The organism is Mycobacterium decipiens, from assembly GCF_963853665.1.
Lineage (GTDB): Bacteria > Actinomycetota > Actinomycetes > Mycobacteriales > Mycobacteriaceae > Mycobacterium > Mycobacterium decipiens.
On sequence record NZ_OY970459.1, the window covers coordinates 217,510 to 232,772 of the forward strand.

At 64.3% G+C, this 15,263-nt stretch carries 13 protein-coding genes and 1 riboswitch; of the genes, 8 read left to right on the top strand and 5 right to left on the bottom strand.

Annotated features, from left to right (window positions below; all coding sequences use genetic code 11):
- Positions 1 to 3: 3 nt before the first annotated feature.
- The 4 genes from AADZ55_RS01010 (at position 4) to AADZ55_RS01025 (ending at position 3,811) form a co-directional block, all read left to right on the top strand.
- Positions 4 to 888 carry a diterpene synthase gene (locus tag AADZ55_RS01010; RefSeq protein WP_085324197.1) on the top strand — a complete coding sequence of 295 codons (885 nt, stop codon included), beginning with the start codon at positions 4 to 6 and terminating at the stop codon, positions 886 to 888.
- Between the two features lie 4 nt (positions 889 to 892).
- Positions 893 to 2,410: a prenyltransferase/squalene oxidase repeat-containing protein gene (locus tag AADZ55_RS01015; RefSeq protein ID WP_085324125.1), complete on the top strand. Its 1,518-nt coding sequence runs from the start codon at positions 893 to 895 to the stop codon at positions 2,408 to 2,410.
- A 75-nt stretch (positions 2,411 to 2,485) separates the two neighbouring features.
- Positions 2,486 to 3,340 (top strand): rhomboid family intramembrane serine protease, encoded by an 855-nt coding sequence (locus AADZ55_RS01020; protein WP_207569037.1) that lies wholly within the window; start codon positions 2,486 to 2,488, stop codon positions 3,338 to 3,340.
- 9 nt (positions 3,341 to 3,349) lie between these two features.
- The gene (locus AADZ55_RS01025) at positions 3,350 to 3,811 is read left to right on the top strand and encodes an SRPBCC family protein (RefSeq protein WP_085324123.1); all 462 of its coding nucleotides are present in this window, start codon (positions 3,350 to 3,352) and stop codon (positions 3,809 to 3,811) included.
- Here AADZ55_RS01025 and AADZ55_RS01030 read toward each other — a convergent pair.
- From AADZ55_RS01030 to AADZ55_RS01040, 3 genes are all read right to left on the bottom strand, one after another.
- A complete protein-coding gene (locus AADZ55_RS01030; RefSeq protein ID WP_085324122.1) occupies positions 3,793 to 4,581 on the bottom strand; it encodes an SDR family NAD(P)-dependent oxidoreductase in 789 nt (262 codons plus the stop codon). The two genes, AADZ55_RS01025 and AADZ55_RS01030, sit on opposite strands and share 19 nt — an antisense overlap.
- A 1-nt stretch (position 4,582) precedes the next feature.
- Positions 4,583 to 6,199, bottom strand: coding sequence for an AMP-binding protein (locus tag AADZ55_RS01035; protein WP_085324121.1), 1,617 nt, complete (start codon positions 6,197 to 6,199; stop codon positions 4,583 to 4,585).
- Between the two features lie 119 nt (positions 6,200 to 6,318).
- Positions 6,319 to 6,474, bottom strand: a complete 156-nt coding sequence (locus AADZ55_RS01040; protein ID WP_165759345.1) for a hypothetical protein — start codon at positions 6,472 to 6,474, stop codon at positions 6,319 to 6,321.
- A 543-nt stretch (positions 6,475 to 7,017) separates the two neighbouring features.
- Between AADZ55_RS01040 and AADZ55_RS01045 the strand changes: the two genes are divergently transcribed.
- The 3 genes from AADZ55_RS01045 (at position 7,018) to AADZ55_RS01055 (ending at position 11,220) form a co-directional block, all read left to right on the top strand.
- Positions 7,018 to 8,220, top strand: coding sequence for a CaiB/BaiF CoA transferase family protein (locus AADZ55_RS01045; protein WP_085324120.1), 1,203 nt, complete (start codon positions 7,018 to 7,020; stop codon positions 8,218 to 8,220).
- Positions 8,221 to 8,369: 149 nt separating this feature from the next.
- The gene (locus tag AADZ55_RS01050; RefSeq protein ID WP_207569039.1) at positions 8,370 to 10,442 is read left to right on the top strand and encodes an acyltransferase family protein; all 2,073 of its coding nucleotides are present in this window, start codon (positions 8,370 to 8,372) and stop codon (positions 10,440 to 10,442) included.
- 118 nt (positions 10,443 to 10,560) lie between these two features.
- Positions 10,561 to 10,734, top strand: a riboswitch (M-box (ykoK) riboswitch).
- Positions 10,735 to 11,025: 291 nt separating this feature from the next.
- Entirely contained in the window at positions 11,026 to 11,220 is a 195-nt protein-coding gene (locus AADZ55_RS01055; RefSeq protein WP_085324119.1) for a hypothetical protein, read from the top strand.
- Positions 11,221 to 11,258: 38 nt separating this feature from the next.
- Here AADZ55_RS01055 and AADZ55_RS01060 read toward each other — a convergent pair whose 3' ends face one another.
- Positions 11,259 to 12,014, bottom strand: a complete 756-nt coding sequence (locus tag AADZ55_RS01060; RefSeq protein ID WP_085324118.1) for a L,D-transpeptidase — start codon at positions 12,012 to 12,014, stop codon at positions 11,259 to 11,261.
- A gap of 429 nt (positions 12,015 to 12,443) precedes the next feature.
- Here AADZ55_RS01060 and AADZ55_RS01065 point away from each other — a divergent pair, with 429 nt between their 5' ends.
- A complete protein-coding gene (locus AADZ55_RS01065; protein WP_085324117.1) occupies positions 12,444 to 13,388 on the top strand; it encodes a LysR family transcriptional regulator in 945 nt (314 codons plus the stop codon).
- Here AADZ55_RS01065 and oxc read toward each other — a convergent pair.
- Positions 13,372 to 15,144, bottom strand: coding sequence for an oxalyl-CoA decarboxylase (oxc, locus tag AADZ55_RS01070; RefSeq protein WP_085324195.1), 1,773 nt, complete (start codon positions 15,142 to 15,144; stop codon positions 13,372 to 13,374). The genes AADZ55_RS01065 and oxc overlap by 17 nt on opposite strands.
- Positions 15,145 to 15,263 lie beyond the last annotated feature (119 nt).

A 15,263-nucleotide genomic window follows, 5' to 3' on the forward strand; every position in this document is an offset into this window, starting at 1 on the left:
GCGATAAACACGCCTAGCGAGAAAGAATTCTTCGAACTTCCGGTAGCGGCCGTGGCAGCGACCGTGCGTCTTCGCGGACCGAAGGTTTGCGTCCTTCCCTTCGATGGCACACGCCGCTGGTTTCGCCTCGAACACACGCAGCGTGACGATTATATGCAGGCATCCTTGCGCCAATCTATTCGCATTTTTAGGATGCTGTTCGACCACGGCATCGAGACGGTAATTGCTCCGATGTTCAGTGAAGACCTTCGGGACCGTGGTGATCGATATATCGCAAGAGCAATCGACGGATTGGTTTTGCTTACCAACCACGTGGAAGTTCTGTCGCTGTATAAGGAGCATGATGTCCGTGTTCATTTCTATGGTGACTATCGAAGAACATTGGCCTCCACCGCCCGTGGGCAAGCTGTCGCCAGCCTATTCGATGACGTGACGGTCGCCACATCATCCAATGCCGAACACAGACTTTTCTTCGGCGTTTGTGGTAGCGACGCCACAGAAGCGGTTGCGCGGTTTTCAATCGCGTGGCACGAGACGCACGGTAGAACTCCCACGCGACGTGAGATTGTCGAAGGTTATTACGGCGAATATATCGAGAAGGCGGACATATTCATCGGATTCGAGCGTTTCAACGCGTACGATTTTCCGCTGCTCAACTCGGGGAAGACGAGTCTATATTTCGGCGTTGCTCCGTCATATTATATGACCGAAACGGCGCTGCGGAGCATCTTGTACGATCATATTTATCTTCGTCCCCTGCCTAAACCTGACTATTCGGCAATGTCGGACGATCAACTCGGTGTATTGCGCGATAGATATCGTGCCCAACGGGACAGGGTCGTCGGTGTGGGTTGTGTTCACGACGGACTTTGGTTCGCGGAGGGTTGATAGTGTGGAGACATTCACGAGGTTGCTGGCGAAAGCGGCGCTGGGCAACGGCGTTTCGAGTACATGCTATGACACGGCGTGGGTTGCCAGGCTGGGCCAGATCGATGCGGAGCTAGGCGACCTGGCCGTCGACTGGCTTTGTGAGCACCAGCTTCCCGACGGCTCTTGGGGGGCCGAGTACCCCTTTTGCTACGAAGATCGATTACTGTCCACGTTGGCCGCCGTGGTCAGCCTCACCTCGACGAGGCATCGGCGCACGTGCGCGGTTCAGGTGCAAAAGGGCTTGCTGGCCCTGAAGAACCTTACCTCCCCAGCTCGCGAAGGCCCGCGACTCGATATCAGGGACGCAACCGTCGGGTTCGAGTTGATCGCGCCGACGCTTATGGCCGAGGCCCAGCGACTTGGCCTTACCGTTCGTCGGGGGGAATCCATCCTCGGCGAGCTTGCCAGCGTACGCGAGAAGAAGCTCGGCAAACTCGCCGGGAAGAAAATTTCACGGCACCTCACTGCGGCTTTCTCGGTCGAGTTGGCCGGCCAGGACAAGCTCCAGATGTTGGATGTCGATAATCTGCAGGAGACGGATGGCTCGGTTAAGTATTCGCCATCGGCATCGGCCTACTTCGCGCTATATGTCAAACCGCGCGATGAGCGGGCCTTGGCTTACATTTCGTCAATAGTTCAAGCCCGCCGTGGCGGTGCACCGGCCATGTATCGAGCTGAGATCTTTGAAATTCTTTGGTGCCTTTGGAATCTATCGATTACGGATATAGACTTATCCGACCCGGAGGTCGGTCTTGCTTGCAAGCCCTATCTTGACTATGTCGAACAACGTTGGATCCCCGGTCGAGGGTTGGGGTGGACCGCAAATTCCATACTGGTAGATTGCGATAGCACGAGCGTCGCCTATGAAGTTCTGTCGAAGTTTGGCAGATCCCCGGATCTGGAAACTATTTTGCAATACGAAGAAGCGGACTGGTTCCGCACCTACTCTCACGAAGTCGGTCCCTCGGTGTCGACGAATATCCACGTGCTGGGTGCGTTGAAGCGGGCGGGTTACGACAAATGTCATCCACGAGTGCGAAAAGTTTTGAGTTTCATCCGATCAAGCAAGGATCACGGACGTTGGTGCTGGCGGGATAAATGGCACCGGTCGGCATATTACGCAACCGCACATTTGGTAATTGCGACCAGCAACTACGATGACGATCTATGCTCGGGTGCGATTGGGTGGATTCTTGATACGCAGCGATCCGACGGTTCGTGGGGATTTTTCGATGGTGCGGCGACCGCGGAAGAAACGGCGTATTGCATTCAAGCGCTGGTGTGTTGGCAACGGTTGAGCGGCACGTCCTTCGCGGCGCAGATCAATCGGGCAGGTGCGTGGTTATCGCAAAACCGCGAACCGCCGTACCCGCCGTTATGGACTGCAAAGACACTTTTCTGCGTGGAGACGGTAGTTAGAGCTGGCATCCTGAGCGCATTGCGGCTCGTCGAGGAGAGCAACCGATGCGGCTTCGGGTGAATGAGCGGTGGCCGGGGCAGTGCGTTCGTTGACCAGGGTTGCACCCGGCCCGGCGGCCCAAGCAACAATGGTGCGATGAGTGGCCCCAGTTCACCGGAGTCGCCGGCCTGCTATCGGCACCCCGGGCGGCGGACCTTTGTCCGCTGCACCCGATGTGATCGGTACATCTGTGGGGAGTGCATGCGGGTAGGTCCCGTGGGTCACCAGTGTGCGGAGTGCGTGCGAGAAGGCGCGCGGACCGTTCGGCAGCCCCGCACGCAATTCGGCGGGCGGCAGCGGTCGGCGACTCCGGTGGTCACCTACGCGCTGATCGCACTGAATGTGCTGGCTTTCGCCATGCAAACGACCGTGCTGGGTTTGGAACGGCAGCTCGTCCTATGGCCACCCGCGGTCGCCAGTGGCCAGCTGTACCGGCTGGTGACGTCGGCGTTCATGCACTACGGGGCGGTGCACCTGCTGTTGAACATGTGGGCGCTGTATGTGGTGGGCCCGCCGTTGGAGATGTGGCTCGGCCGGCTTCGCTTCGGTGCCCTGTACGCGTTGAGCGCACTGGGTGGCTCGGTGCTGGTCTATCTGATTGCGCCGCTGTCCACGGCGACGGCGGGGGCATCGGGCGCGGTGTTCGGTCTGTTCGGCGCCATCTTCATGGTGGCCAAGCGGCTCAATCTCGACATTCGTTGGGTCGTCATAATCATCGCGGTCAACTTGGCCTTCACCTTCTTCGCCCCAGGGGTCAGCTGGCAGGGACATGTCGGCGGGTTGGTAACGGGTGCCCTGCTCGCCGCGGCTTACGTCTACGCACCCAGGCAGCGCCGCAATTTGATCCAAGCCGCAGTGACGATCACCGTTTTGGTTGTGCTCGTCGTGCTGATCGGGTGGCGCACAGCTGATCTGCTCGCGCTGTTCGGTGGTCGCCTCAACCTGAGCTGAAGCATCCCAATGAGCAGGTGGATCGCTCACGTCGAGCGAACGCTGATTGAAGAGGTTCCCGCGCCGCCCGAGGAGGTTCGCGAATTCTATGCGGATCTGGACAACATCAGGCTGGTGCACCCGCTGATTCAGTCGGTGCGGTTGTTGGCCCGCAGCGAAACCTTGGGTGGCTGCCAGCGAAGTTATCGGGTAGTCGATCGAATTCCGCTGGGACCGTTCGCTATGCAGGTCGCTTACCACGCGCATCTGAGCGTCACCAGCCACGGCGAGGTGCACACGGAGGCCGCTCAGTTCCCGCGGGTGCGCCTATATGGAAGGGTAACCTTTGTCGGCACCGACGGCGGCACCCGCTTGACGGAGCGCATACGGATAGCCGCGCCCCGACCGCTGGCGTCGTGCACTACCCGCGCGGCGGTCAAAGCGCACCTCGCGATGCTGTCGGGCATCCGGTGTCACTTCGAATCACGTTGAACGGCTTTCCACTCGGACGTCAGCCCCCATTCGGACAGGTACTTTGTCGAGCTCCACCCTCCGTCGACGACGATCGTCTGGCCGTTGATGAAGGCGCCGCCGGGAGTGCACAAGAACGCCACCGTGCTGGCGACGTCGTCGACGGTGCCCAACCGCTGATGCGGTGTCATCTCGGCATTGATTCGCCTGAACCGCCGATCCTGCCAGCGACGTTCGGTCATGGGCGTCTGGATGACCCCGGGCGCCACTGCGTTGCAGCGGATTCCCTGCGCCCCGTATTGGCAGGCGATGTGGGTGGTCAGCGCGGTGAGCCCGCCCTTGGCCGCCGAGTAGGCGCCGCCGCGAAGCCCGCCTACGATGGCGAAGGTCGACGTGATGTTGATGATCGCGGACCCGGCCCGCATGTGTGGCAGCACTTCGCGCGCCAGGCGGAACGGCGCGCGCAGCATCACACCGAGGAAGTAGTCCAAGGCTGCGTCGTCGGTCTCGTGCAATGGTTTGGGACTGCCCACCCCAGCGCTGTTGATCAGGAAGTCGATCCGGCCCCATCGGGCGACGGCGGCGTCCGCAATCCGCTTGGGCGCGTCATCATCGGTGAGGTCGACGGCGTGGGTGGTCACCCGATCGGGATCGTTGATCGCTTCCGCCAATTCGGCGAGCCGGGCCTCATCGCGTCCCGTTGCCAACACGGCCAGGCCCATTTCGGCGAGCTTAGTGGCGCAACCGAAGCCGATTCCGCCGGTTGCTCCGGTGATGATCGCTACCTGCATGTCACTGCTCTGTCTTCATGAGCGCCGCCCTAATCTGGTGCTTCAGGATCTTTCCCGCATCGCTTTTCGGTAACACGTCCCAGATGACCACTTGCTCGGGCATTTTGAAGCGCGCAACGCCGCAGCCCTGCAGAAAGGCGCGCAGGCCGGCGATGTCCGGGCCGGGTTTGGCCGTGGGAACGACGACGGCGCACGCCCGTTCTCCGGTGCGGTCATCGGGTAGGCCTACGATGGCGATCTCGGCGATGTCGGGGTGGCCGGCCAGGATGTCCTCGACTTCCTTGGGTGAAATGTTCTCCCCGTTGCGGATGATGATGTCTTTGGTTCGCCCGGTAACGACCAGGTACTCGTCGTCGACCCAGCGGGCAAGGTCCCCGGTACGGAAGTATCCGTCGGCGTCGAAGGAGCCGGCCTCATCCGCCACCTGCTGGTAGCCCACCAACATTTGCGGCCCCCGCACCAGAACTTCCCCGGCACCGAGTTTGACATCGGCCAGGCCGATCCGGCCGTCGGTGTCGGCCGCGTGCTCGCCGTGCTGCGGCGCGCCTACCGTGGTGACCGGCACTTCGGTCGATCCGTACACCCGAGTCACGCTGGCCGATTCGAAATACGCTGCTGCCCTGCGTATTAACGACGGCGACACGGACGCGCCGCCGCATACGAACAGCTTGAGGTCGGGCAGCCGGGCACCCGTGCGCTGCGCGGCCGCGACCAGTTGCTCCAGGAACGGTGTTGCCGCAGCCATGTGTGTGCACCGTTCGGCCTGCATGAGGTGTACCGCATCGTCGGCGTTCCAGTGGTCCATCAGCACCGCGGTCGTGCCCAGCAGTAGCGGGCATTCGAACGCGTAAATGGAGCCGCCGATGTGTGCGATCGGCGACGCGACCAGGAACGCGTCGCCGCGCTCAACCAGCCAGTGATCGCGGATCTGGCAGATGAGTGCGTGGATCGAATTGTGGCTGTGCAAAACGCCTTTCGGTCGGCCAGTCGTTCCCGAGGTGTACAGAATCATGTGCACGCCGTCCGGGTCCAGGGCGGGCAACCGGGTAGGAGCCGCCCGCTGGGCGATCAGTGACTCGAATGGGATCTGGCCGGGGATCCGATCTGGACCCCAATCCCCGCGCACCACCACGACATCCGGCGGTGCCTCAAGCTGTGCGGTCACCCGGTTCAACATCGCCGGGTAGTCGTGCCGGCCGAATCGCGATGGGACAAAGACGATGCGGCTGTCCGCGTCTTGGAGGATGAACCGCAGTTCAGTCTCCCGCAGGGTCGGCAGGATAGGGTTGGCCACCATGCCCGCCAGCGTCGCCGCCAGGTAGATCACCGCGGCTTCGTGCCAGTTGGGCAGCATGAACGACACCACGCTGCTGGGCGGCACGCGTGCGTGCAGCGCTTGCGCCAGCGCCGTTGCCTGGTGGCCCAGGGTGCGACAGTCCAGCCGCTGATCGTCGTCGACCAACGCGACCCGCCGGGGTGTATGCTCAGCGGCTTCGCGCAGCGAATCGGCGAGCGTACGCCGAACCCACCAGCCGTGTGCGTAGGCGTCGGCGGCGCGCTCGTCATCCCAGCGAACCCATCGTCCGCCGATCAGCTTTCGGGCCCGATCCGTCGACATCGCGCGCCTATTGTCCGCCGTAAAGCGACAGCGCGGCCGAACTCGTAGCCCCGGTCGGGGGACGTTGCACGAGAGCCACACGGTTAGCGCTCACTACGAGTCTCACCAGACAACCCAGCTTAGCCACGCATGCGGCACATCGTCATCGAATGACGGAGGCGGGTGCGTCGCACCCGCAGTGCCAGGGTTCCGGACTCGACGTTGCCGCCCTCGGCGCCCGTAGGTGCGGGCAGGTCGTTGATGGACGTGACGTGTTGGACGTAAGAATCCGCCAACCGCCACGGTACGACCAGGTTCCGGTTAGCGGCGCGACGACACCAGGTTGTCTTCGCGCAATCTTCTCAGTGCCTCCCGAACCATTTTGCAGCTGCCCGCAAGCCGCTCGCGCAGACCGACCGTTCACGATCTCCTTCCGCGAGGTGCGCGCCTGAAATGGCGGTGATCGACCACGCTGGCATCGGGAAGCGTTGTGGCCCCTCAGTATTCCCGTTGCCAAGCCAATACCCTACCGTCGGCATCGGCCGAGTCATACAGTGTGAACGGAAGGATTCCGCGCAGTGCGCTCCAATGGTTGCACGTTATAGTGGTGTCCCGACAAATTGACGTACAACGCTCTGCTTTACCTTGCTGGGCGCATCGTCGTGGTGTCTGGCGCGGTGGGTGGCGGCATTGGCACGGCCCTGGCGGGCACGGTTGCTCAGGTAGGGGACCATGGTCGCGGTGAGCCGACGTCAGGACCGTCGTCCACAACGGCCACGCCGACCAAATCCGCTACAGCTTCGAGATGGCTGGGCGGGCAAGCCGGAAAGGTGCGAACCATGTCTAATTCTGCGGCGGGTCCGTTGGCGGGTGTGCGGGTCGTCGACCTCACCGCGATGGTGATGGGCCCGTACTGCACCCAGATCATGGCCGACATGGGCGCCGACGTGATAAAGATCGAGTCCCTGGAAGGGGATGACACACGCTACATTTCGGTCGGACCCGCCCCCGGGATGAGCGGGGTTTTCGTCAATGTCAACCGCGGCAAGCGCAGTGTCACCGCCGACCTGAAGTCCGACTCCGGTAAGAGGGCGCTGCGGGCGCTCATTGAAGATGCCGACGTGTTCATCCACTCCATGCGGGCAAAGGCGATCGCCCGGCTCGGATTCAGCTATGCCGAGGTTGCCGCCATCAACCCGACGATCGTCTACACCAACTGCTACGGATACGGCCGGCGTGGACCCAACCGGGATCTGCCGGCCTACGACGACACGATCCAGGCGGCTTGCGGGGTGCCGGCGGTGCAACAGCAGCTGACCGGGGAGCCCAGTTACGTCGCAACGATATTGGCCGACAAGGTCGCCGGCCTCACCGCGCTGTACGCCACGGTGATGGCGCTGTTTCACCGCGAGCGCACCGGCGAAGGCCAAGAGGTCGAAATCGGCATGTTCGAAGCGGTGGCATCGTTCATGCTGGTGGAACACGCCAACGGCGCCATGTTCGAGCCGCCGCTGGGCCCGGCGGTCTATCCGCGTACGGTGGCTCCCAACCGGCGGCCGTATCGCACCAGCGATGGCTACCTGGCCGCGCTGATCTACAACGACAAGCATTGGGCCGCCTTCATCGGCGCGGTGCGCCCGGCCTGGGCCACCGATCGCTACGCCACTCTGGAAAACCGGGCGCGTCACATCGACACCGTGTATGCATTGTTGGCCGAAACGCTGGCGCAACGCAGCACGGCCGAATGGCTCGGCCTGTTCCGTGAGCTGGAAATACCCGCCGCGTCGCTGTCCAGTCCCGCAGCGCTGTTCGACGATTCGCACCTCAACGCCGTCGGCTTTTTCGAGACGGTCGACACTGCGCAGGGCCCGGTGCGCTTCCCGGGTGTGCCGGCCTGGTTCTCCCGAACACCGGGTCGAGCGGCCGGTCCCGCCCCGGAGCTGGGCGCCGACACCGCCGAAGTGCTTCACGAACTCGGGCTGGCCGTTGGAAATGAAGGGGCAGCTGGGAAAGCCGAAGCCAAACCGGCCGGTTCGATCTGAGACGGCTCGCGTGTCTGCGGGGGATCCGGAGCTGCCGCATCTAAACTTGCCACGATCAAGAGGAGGGTCAGCGACGTATCGGCAGCAACCACAGCGCCGGACGACGAGGTGGTCAGGGCGCGCCAGCAGCGAGCACTGAGCCGGGCGGGATTCACCCCGTACCGGCACGTTCTGCACCGCGGTCCCGTTGGGTGGCCCCGGTGCGCCGCGTCGGACGGCTGGCCATTTGGGATCGGCCGGAGCGGGGCAGGGGCATTCCGGCGCTGGACGGCCTTCGTGCGATAGCCGTTGCGCTGGTACTCGCCGGCCACGGTGGCATCCCCGGTATGGGCGGCGGGTTCATCGGTGTCGACGTCTTCTTCGTCCTGAGCGGATTCCTTATCACCTCGCTGTTGCTCGACGAGTTGCGGTGCAGCGGTCGTATCGACCTGACCTGGTTTTGGATTCGCCGGGCGCGACGGCTGTTGCCGGCACTGGTGTTGATGGTGCTCACCGTGAGTGCCGCACGCGAGCTGTTTCCCGACCAAGCCCTCACCGGGCTGCGCAGCGACGCGATCGCTGCCTTCTTGTGGTCGGCGAACTGGCGGTTTGTGGCCCAGCAGACCGACTATTTCACCCAAGGCGCTCCACCCTCGCCCCTGCAGCACACTTGGTCGCTAGGGGTGGAGGAGCAGTATTACGTTGTCTGGCCGCTGCTGCTGATCGGGGTGACGCTACTGTTGGCGGCCCGGGCCAGGCGCTACTTCCGACGGGCCACGGTGGGCGGGGTTCGGTTCGCCGCATTCCTGATTGCCAGCCTCGGCGCGATAGCTTCCGCCACGGCCGCCATCGTCTTTACCTCAGAGGCCACCCGCGACCGGATCTACTTCGGCACCGATACCCGTGCGCAGGCGTTGCTGATCGGCTCGGCGGCAGCGGCTCTCCTGGTGCGGGATTGGCCATCGTTGAACCGCGGGTGGTGCCTGATCCGGACTCGCTGGGGACGACGGATTGCCCGTCTGCTGCCGCTCATCGGTCTGGCTGGGCTCGCGGCGGCGACTCGCTGTGCAACCGGAAGTGTGGGCGAGTTCCGACATGGTCTGCTGATCGCGGTGGCGGTTGCGGCTGTCATCGTGGTCGCCCCGGTGGCGATGGAGCAGCGCGGAGCGGTTGCAGCCATCCTGGCCTGGCGTCCGTTGGTGTGGCTGGGCACCATATCGTACGGCGTCTACCTGTGGCACTGGCCAATCTTTCTGGTGCTCAACGGCGAACGCACCGGCTGGTCCGGGTCCGCCCTGTTCGCGGTGCGGTGCGCAGCCACGTTGGCAGCGGCCGCCGCCTCATGGTGGTTGATCGAGCAACCCATTCGACGCTGGCGACCGGCACGGGTGCCGCTGTTGCCGCTCGCGGCGGCCACCGTTGCCAGCGCTGCCGCCGCGACGATGCTGGTTGTTCCGGTCGGAACCGGACCCGGGTTACGCGAGATCGGACTTCCCCCCGGCGTTTCGGCGGTCGCTGCGGTCTCGCCGTCGCCGCCTGGAGCCGGCCAACCGGCACCGGCTCCCGGGCCGCGAGATCCCAACCGGCCGTTCACCGTCTCGGTTTTCGGTGATTCGATCGGGTGGACCATGATGCACTACCTGCCGCCGACTCCCGGATTCAAATTCATCGACCACACCGTCATCGGCTGCAGTTTGGTGCGCGGCACCCCGTATCGGTACATCGGTCAGACCCTGGAGCAGCGAGCAGAATGCGACGGCTGGCCGACCAGGTGGTCGACACAGATCAACCAGGACCGGCCGGATGTCGCGTTGCTGGTCATCGGCCGTTGGGAAACGGTAGACCGGGTGAATGAGGGACGGTGGACCCATATCGGTGACCCGACCTTTGACGGGTATCTCAACGCCGAGCTACAGCGAGCGCTGAATATCGTTGGATCCACCGGCGTTCGAGTGATGGTTACCACGGTGCCCTACAGCCGTGGCGGCGAGAAGCCGGACGGGCGGTTGTATCCGGAGGATCAACCCGAGCGGGTAAACCAGTGGAACACCATGTTGCGCAACACGGTTGGCCAACACCCGAACGTCGGGATGATCGACCTGAACAAAAAGCTATGCCCGGACGGCGTTTACACGGCCAAGGTCGACGGCATCAAGGTCCGCAGTGACGGTGTGCACCTCACCCCGGAAGGGGTGAAGTGGCTCATGCCCTGGCTCGAAGAGTCGGTGCGGGTGGCCAGTTGAACGCCGTCGTAACCCTGGGGCCCTGCTGTGCGGTGGCTGTGTTGTTGGGAGGAGCCACTCAATCCGCTGCGTGCCGGTTTGACGTTCGGCGTGACTCGGTGGGAGCATGGGAAACTGCAAAACACCTCGGTAGGTGAGGCGTCTGCATGGATACAGGCCACTGACCCCGAACGTCGAGAGACGCCCCGGGTCAGGACAGCTCTTCCCGGCCTAAGGGTTGAGCCCAAGTGGCTTCTGGACATCGGTCCAGATACGCCGTGCAGTGCTGAAGCTCCGACGAGAGAGGTGTGCGCGGCGGTTGGATTTCGTCGGGTGCTGGCCTCTTCCGTTCAGGTGACTGTGACGACACCCCCGTGTGTCCTGGCCGTGAGGAGGTGAGGGCGAGATGAGTCCGGGCGAGGGTCCCCATCCGAAATCCGTCTTGTCCCGATCCGGTTCCGGCATTCTTTTCGCCGTCTGAGCTTCCCCGACGTTGGTTGGCGCGTGCGCGTTTCGTGCGATGCGCGTCGCCGAACGTGCTCGGGTGTAGTTCGACGCGCGCCCGGATGACGCACGCCGGTCGGGCTTCCATCAGGAGAAGACCATGACCACCATGACCATGACTTTTTGTGTTCCACAACGTGTTAACCGGCTGACGAAAGGGTGGGCACAGGCGATGCTGCGGGTCGGTCGGCGCATGTCGGACAGGTTGTCCGCACCGCTCAGCTTGACCGCTCAGCAGCGGGCGGACCGGTACGTGGCGCGGATGCCGATCGCGGTGATCGCCGCCTCGCGCTGAGCCGAGGCGATTTCACCGGTCGCGGTGAGCTCTGGCTGCTAGCCGACCACCTCGATGGGATCGCCGACGTTGACGGTGTTGAAATACCAAGCGGCATTGTCCGGGCTCAGGTTGATACACCCATGGCTGACGTTGGCATAGCCCTGCGAGTTCACCGACCACGGTGCCGAGTGCACGTACACGCCGCTCCAGGTCACGCGAACCGCATACGAAGCGGTGATCAGGTACCCGTCCGAGGAGTTCAGCGGGATGCCGATGGTCCGCGAGTCCATTACGACGGTGCGCTCCTTCGACAACGCGGAGAAGCTACCGATTGGCGTCGGGCGGCTGGGCTTGCCCATCGACGCCGGCATGGTACGGAGCACCTCTCCGTTTCTGCTGACCGTGAAGGTGTGCGCGGAGATGCTGGCAACGCCGAGCAGCGCGTCGCCGGTCTCGAAACCTTCCGTCAGTTCCTGCACGCCCACCGCCACCCGGGTATGGGCGGGCCAGTACCGGTCCGGAACCCACTGCACGACGTTGCTCTCGACCCACTCGAAGTGTCCAGTCATGTTGCTCGGTGAGGTGACGTGGATGGATCGCTCGACCGCTCGGCGATCGGTCACGGGCGCGGTGAACGTCACCACCACCGGATGCGCCACACCCACCAGAGCGCCATTGGCCGGCAACACCGAAGCCACGCCGGGGATCGGCTGGGGTGGCGGGACCGCAGCGGTTGCCGGGCTGATCGAACCCGCGATGGCCATCAGCGTGATCGCGACCATAACAGATAGATAACGAACCACTCGACGCATGGCGTCCACCCTCCGAGATGGTGCGATCAATACATCGACATTCTAGTTGCTGTCTACCCATTACGGGTCGTAGCAAACAAATCTTGTGTAGCTAGGACGCCACGGCCGTGGCCGGTCGTCGCTGGCGGGCGATCCGGCGCGTAGCGACCCGATAGCGGCACCGCACCGCACGCGTGGCGGTCGCGGCCCGAACCTGGCGACGGGTTGCTGGGTGTCGTTAGCCGATCAACCCGAACTGAATTTACGCGATTGTCGAAAACGGGGGCGGGGCAATGGTCTTCGCGGACCTCGACTTCCCCGGCGCACCGTGCCAGGGTCCACCCCCACCGCCCAGCTACCGGTGCGGAGCTCTCCGGGCACCGGACTGGCCGGCCCGGCGCCGACGCGTTAGCCTCAGCGGGATCGGTGCCCAAGGCGCAGGAGGTGCGAGTGCTCTTCCGTCAGCTGGAGTACTTCGTCGCGGTCGCCCAAGAGCGCCATTTCGCCCGGGCCGCCGAGCGGTGCCACGTGTCGCAACCCGCGCTGTCCTCCGCAATCGCCAAGCTCGAACGCGAACTCAACGTCACCCTGATCAATCGCGGACACAGTTTCGAAGGCCTCACTCCCGAGGGGGACCGGTTGGTGGTGTGGGCCAAGCGGATTCTCGCCGAGCACGATGCGTTCAAGGCCGAGGTGGATGCGGTGCGCTCCGGGATAACCGGGACGCTTCGGCTGGGCGCGGTGCCAACCGCTTCAACGACGGCGTCCCTGCTGCTGTCGGCCTTCTGCTCGGCGCACCCGTTGGCGAAGGTGCAAATCTGTTCCCGGCTGGCGGCGACCGAACTCTACCGGCGGCTGCGCGAGTTCGAGCTCGATGCCGTCATCGTGCACCCGGCGCCCGAGGACGGCCACGACGTGGATCTGGTGCCGCTCTACGAGGAGCAGTACGTGCTGCTGTCGCCGCCGGACATGTTGCCGCCGGGGACGGCGACGTTGGTGTGGCGGGATGCCGCGCAACTACCGTTGGCACTGCTCACACCGGACATGGCCGACCGGCAGGTTATCGACGCAGCATTCGCCGACCACGCCGTCACGGTCATCCCCCAGGTCGAAACCGATTCCGTTGCTTCGCTTTTCGCGCAGGTCGCAACCGGAAACTGGGCCTGCATCGTTCCGCACACTTGGCTATGGGCCATGCCTATGCGGGGGCCGATGGGCGGTGAGATCCGCGCGGTCGAACTGGTTGATCCGGTCCTGAAAGCCCAGATCGCCCTGGCCACCAACGCCTCGGGGCCGGGATCTCCCGTTGCCCGTGCGCTTGCCGCCTGCGCGCAGGAGCTGGCGCTGAACGAATTCTTCGCCACCTGGCTGCTGGGAATCACCCGCCGGCGCTGACCGGGGGGGTGGCCGCGCTGGTTGGGTTCAGGCCGGCCAGGTGTCCGCTCTCCACCCCGGCGGCGGGGTCGAGTTCGCAGTCGATGAGCGACGGTCCGTTCGATGCCAGTGCCTCGGTCAGCGCCGCGGCAAGCTCTGATGGAGTCGCCACGTGATACCCGGTGCCGCCGAACGCCTCCGCGATCAGTTCGTGGCGGGCGCGAGCGTTGAGCACGGTGGGCGCGGGGTCGTTCCCGCCCGCCGCGGGCCGCGTCACAAAGGTCGTGACCTCGTCGCCGCGGTAGACTCCGCCGTTGTTGAGGATGACGACGGTCACCGGAAGCCGGTAGCGGCAAATGGTCTCAACTTCCATGCCGCTGAAGCCAAATGCGCTGTCGCCCTCGATCGCAACGACAGGCCGCCCGGTCTCGACCGCGGCCGCGATGGCGTAACCCATGCCGATGCCCATCACGCCCCAGGTTCCGGTGTCGAGCCGGTGCCTCGGCACCTCCATGTCGATGACGTTACGCGCGAGGTCCAGCGCGTTAGCGCCTTCGTTGACCACATAGACATCCGGGTTGTGCCGCAGCACAGACCGAATAGCGCCAAGCGCGTTGTAGAACCGCATCGGGTGGGGATTCTCGGCCAGCCGCTGGCGCATCTTGGCGTCGTTGCGCGCCTTACGATCGGCGAGTTCGCCGGTCCACGCCGCGGACGCGACGATCGGACGCGCGTTTACGCCGGCAAGCAGAGCCGACATCACCGAGCCGATGTCGCCCGCCAGCGGTGCCACGATCGGCCGGTTGCTGTCGAACTCCGATGCCGCGATGTCGACCTGGATGAACTTGACGCCGGCCGACCATTGCGGCGACTCGCCATGGCCCAGTAGCCAATTCAACCGGGCGCCAACCAGCAGCACCGCGTCAGCACGGGCGATCGCAAGCGAACGAGCTGCGGCCGCCGACTGCGGATGGGAGTCGGGCAGCAGCCCCTTGGCCATCGACATCGGCAGAAAGGGAATTCCGGTGTGCTCCACAAACTCCCGAATGACGTTGTCGGATTGCGCGTATGCCGCGCCCTTGCCGAGCACGATTAGCGGTCGCTGCGCTTGGGTTAGCACGTCCAGCGCGCGATCGACCGCCTCCGGGGCCGGCAGCTGGCGTGGAGCCGGGTCGACCAGCCGCCAGATGGTGTCGGAAGCGGCCGATGCCTCGATGGCCTGGCCCAGCACCTCGCCGGGGATGTCGAGGTAGACACCGCCGGGCCGGCCGGAGATCGCGCTACGAATGGCGCGGGCGACACCGCGCCCGATGTCTTCGACTCGGCCGATCCGGTATGCCGCCTTCACGAACGGCCGAGCAGCGTTGAGCTGGTCGAGGTCCTGGTAGTCACCGCGCTGCAGGTCCACGACCGGCCGCCCGCTCGATCCGGAGATCTGGATCATCGGAAAGCAGTTCGTTGTGGCGTTCGCCAGCGCTGGCAGGCCGTTGAGAAAGCCGGGACCGGATGTCGTCAGGCATACCCCTGGGCGCCGGGTGAGGAACCCGGCCGCCGCGGCCGCGTTGCCGGCCGAGGTTTCGTGCCGGAATCCGATATAGCGGATGCCCGACGCCTGCGCGATCCGGGCGAGGTCGGTGATCGGGATGCCGACGACGCCGTAGATGGTGTCGACGTCGTTGGCCGACAGGGCGTCCACCACCAGGTGGAAGCCATCGGTCAGCCGAGCCCTGTTCGATGCGGCCGGTGCTGCACCCGGAGATACCGATCGTGTGGTCATGGTCATCACTGTTGTCGGGTGCGCCCGCTGTGTCCAAGACGGAGTCGCTATGCAGCGATTCACGCCGTCTATCGACCGGTCGATAGCTACCGTCTATCGACCGTTAGCGGATCGGTATT

What these genes read in the sequence shown, in the direction of transcription:
- AADZ55_RS01045 (WP_085324120.1), top strand. Translation starts at nt 7,018, where the DNA reads ATGTCTAATTCTGCGGCGGGTCCGTTGGCGGGTGTGCGGGTCGTCGAC.
- AADZ55_RS01030 (WP_085324122.1), bottom strand. Translation starts at nt 4,581, where the DNA reads ATGCAGGTAGCGATCATCACCGGAGCAACCGGCGGAATCGGCTTCGGT.
- AADZ55_RS01020 (WP_207569037.1), top strand. Translation starts at nt 2,486, where the DNA reads ATGAGTGGCCCCAGTTCACCGGAGTCGCCGGCCTGCTATCGGCACCCC.
- AADZ55_RS01025 (WP_085324123.1), top strand. Translation starts at nt 3,350, where the DNA reads ATGAGCAGGTGGATCGCTCACGTCGAGCGAACGCTGATTGAAGAGGTT.
- oxc (WP_085324195.1), bottom strand. Translation starts at nt 15,144, where the DNA reads ATGACCACACGATCGGTATCTCCGGGTGCAGCACCGGCCGCATCGAAC.
- AADZ55_RS01060 (WP_085324118.1), bottom strand. Translation starts at nt 12,014, where the DNA reads ATGCGTCGAGTGGTTCGTTATCTATCTGTTATGGTCGCGATCACGCTG.
- AADZ55_RS01055 (WP_085324119.1), top strand. Translation starts at nt 11,026, where the DNA reads ATGACCACCATGACCATGACTTTTTGTGTTCCACAACGTGTTAACCGG.
- AADZ55_RS01035 (WP_085324121.1), bottom strand. Translation starts at nt 6,199, where the DNA reads ATGTCGACGGATCGGGCCCGAAAGCTGATCGGCGGACGATGGGTTCGC.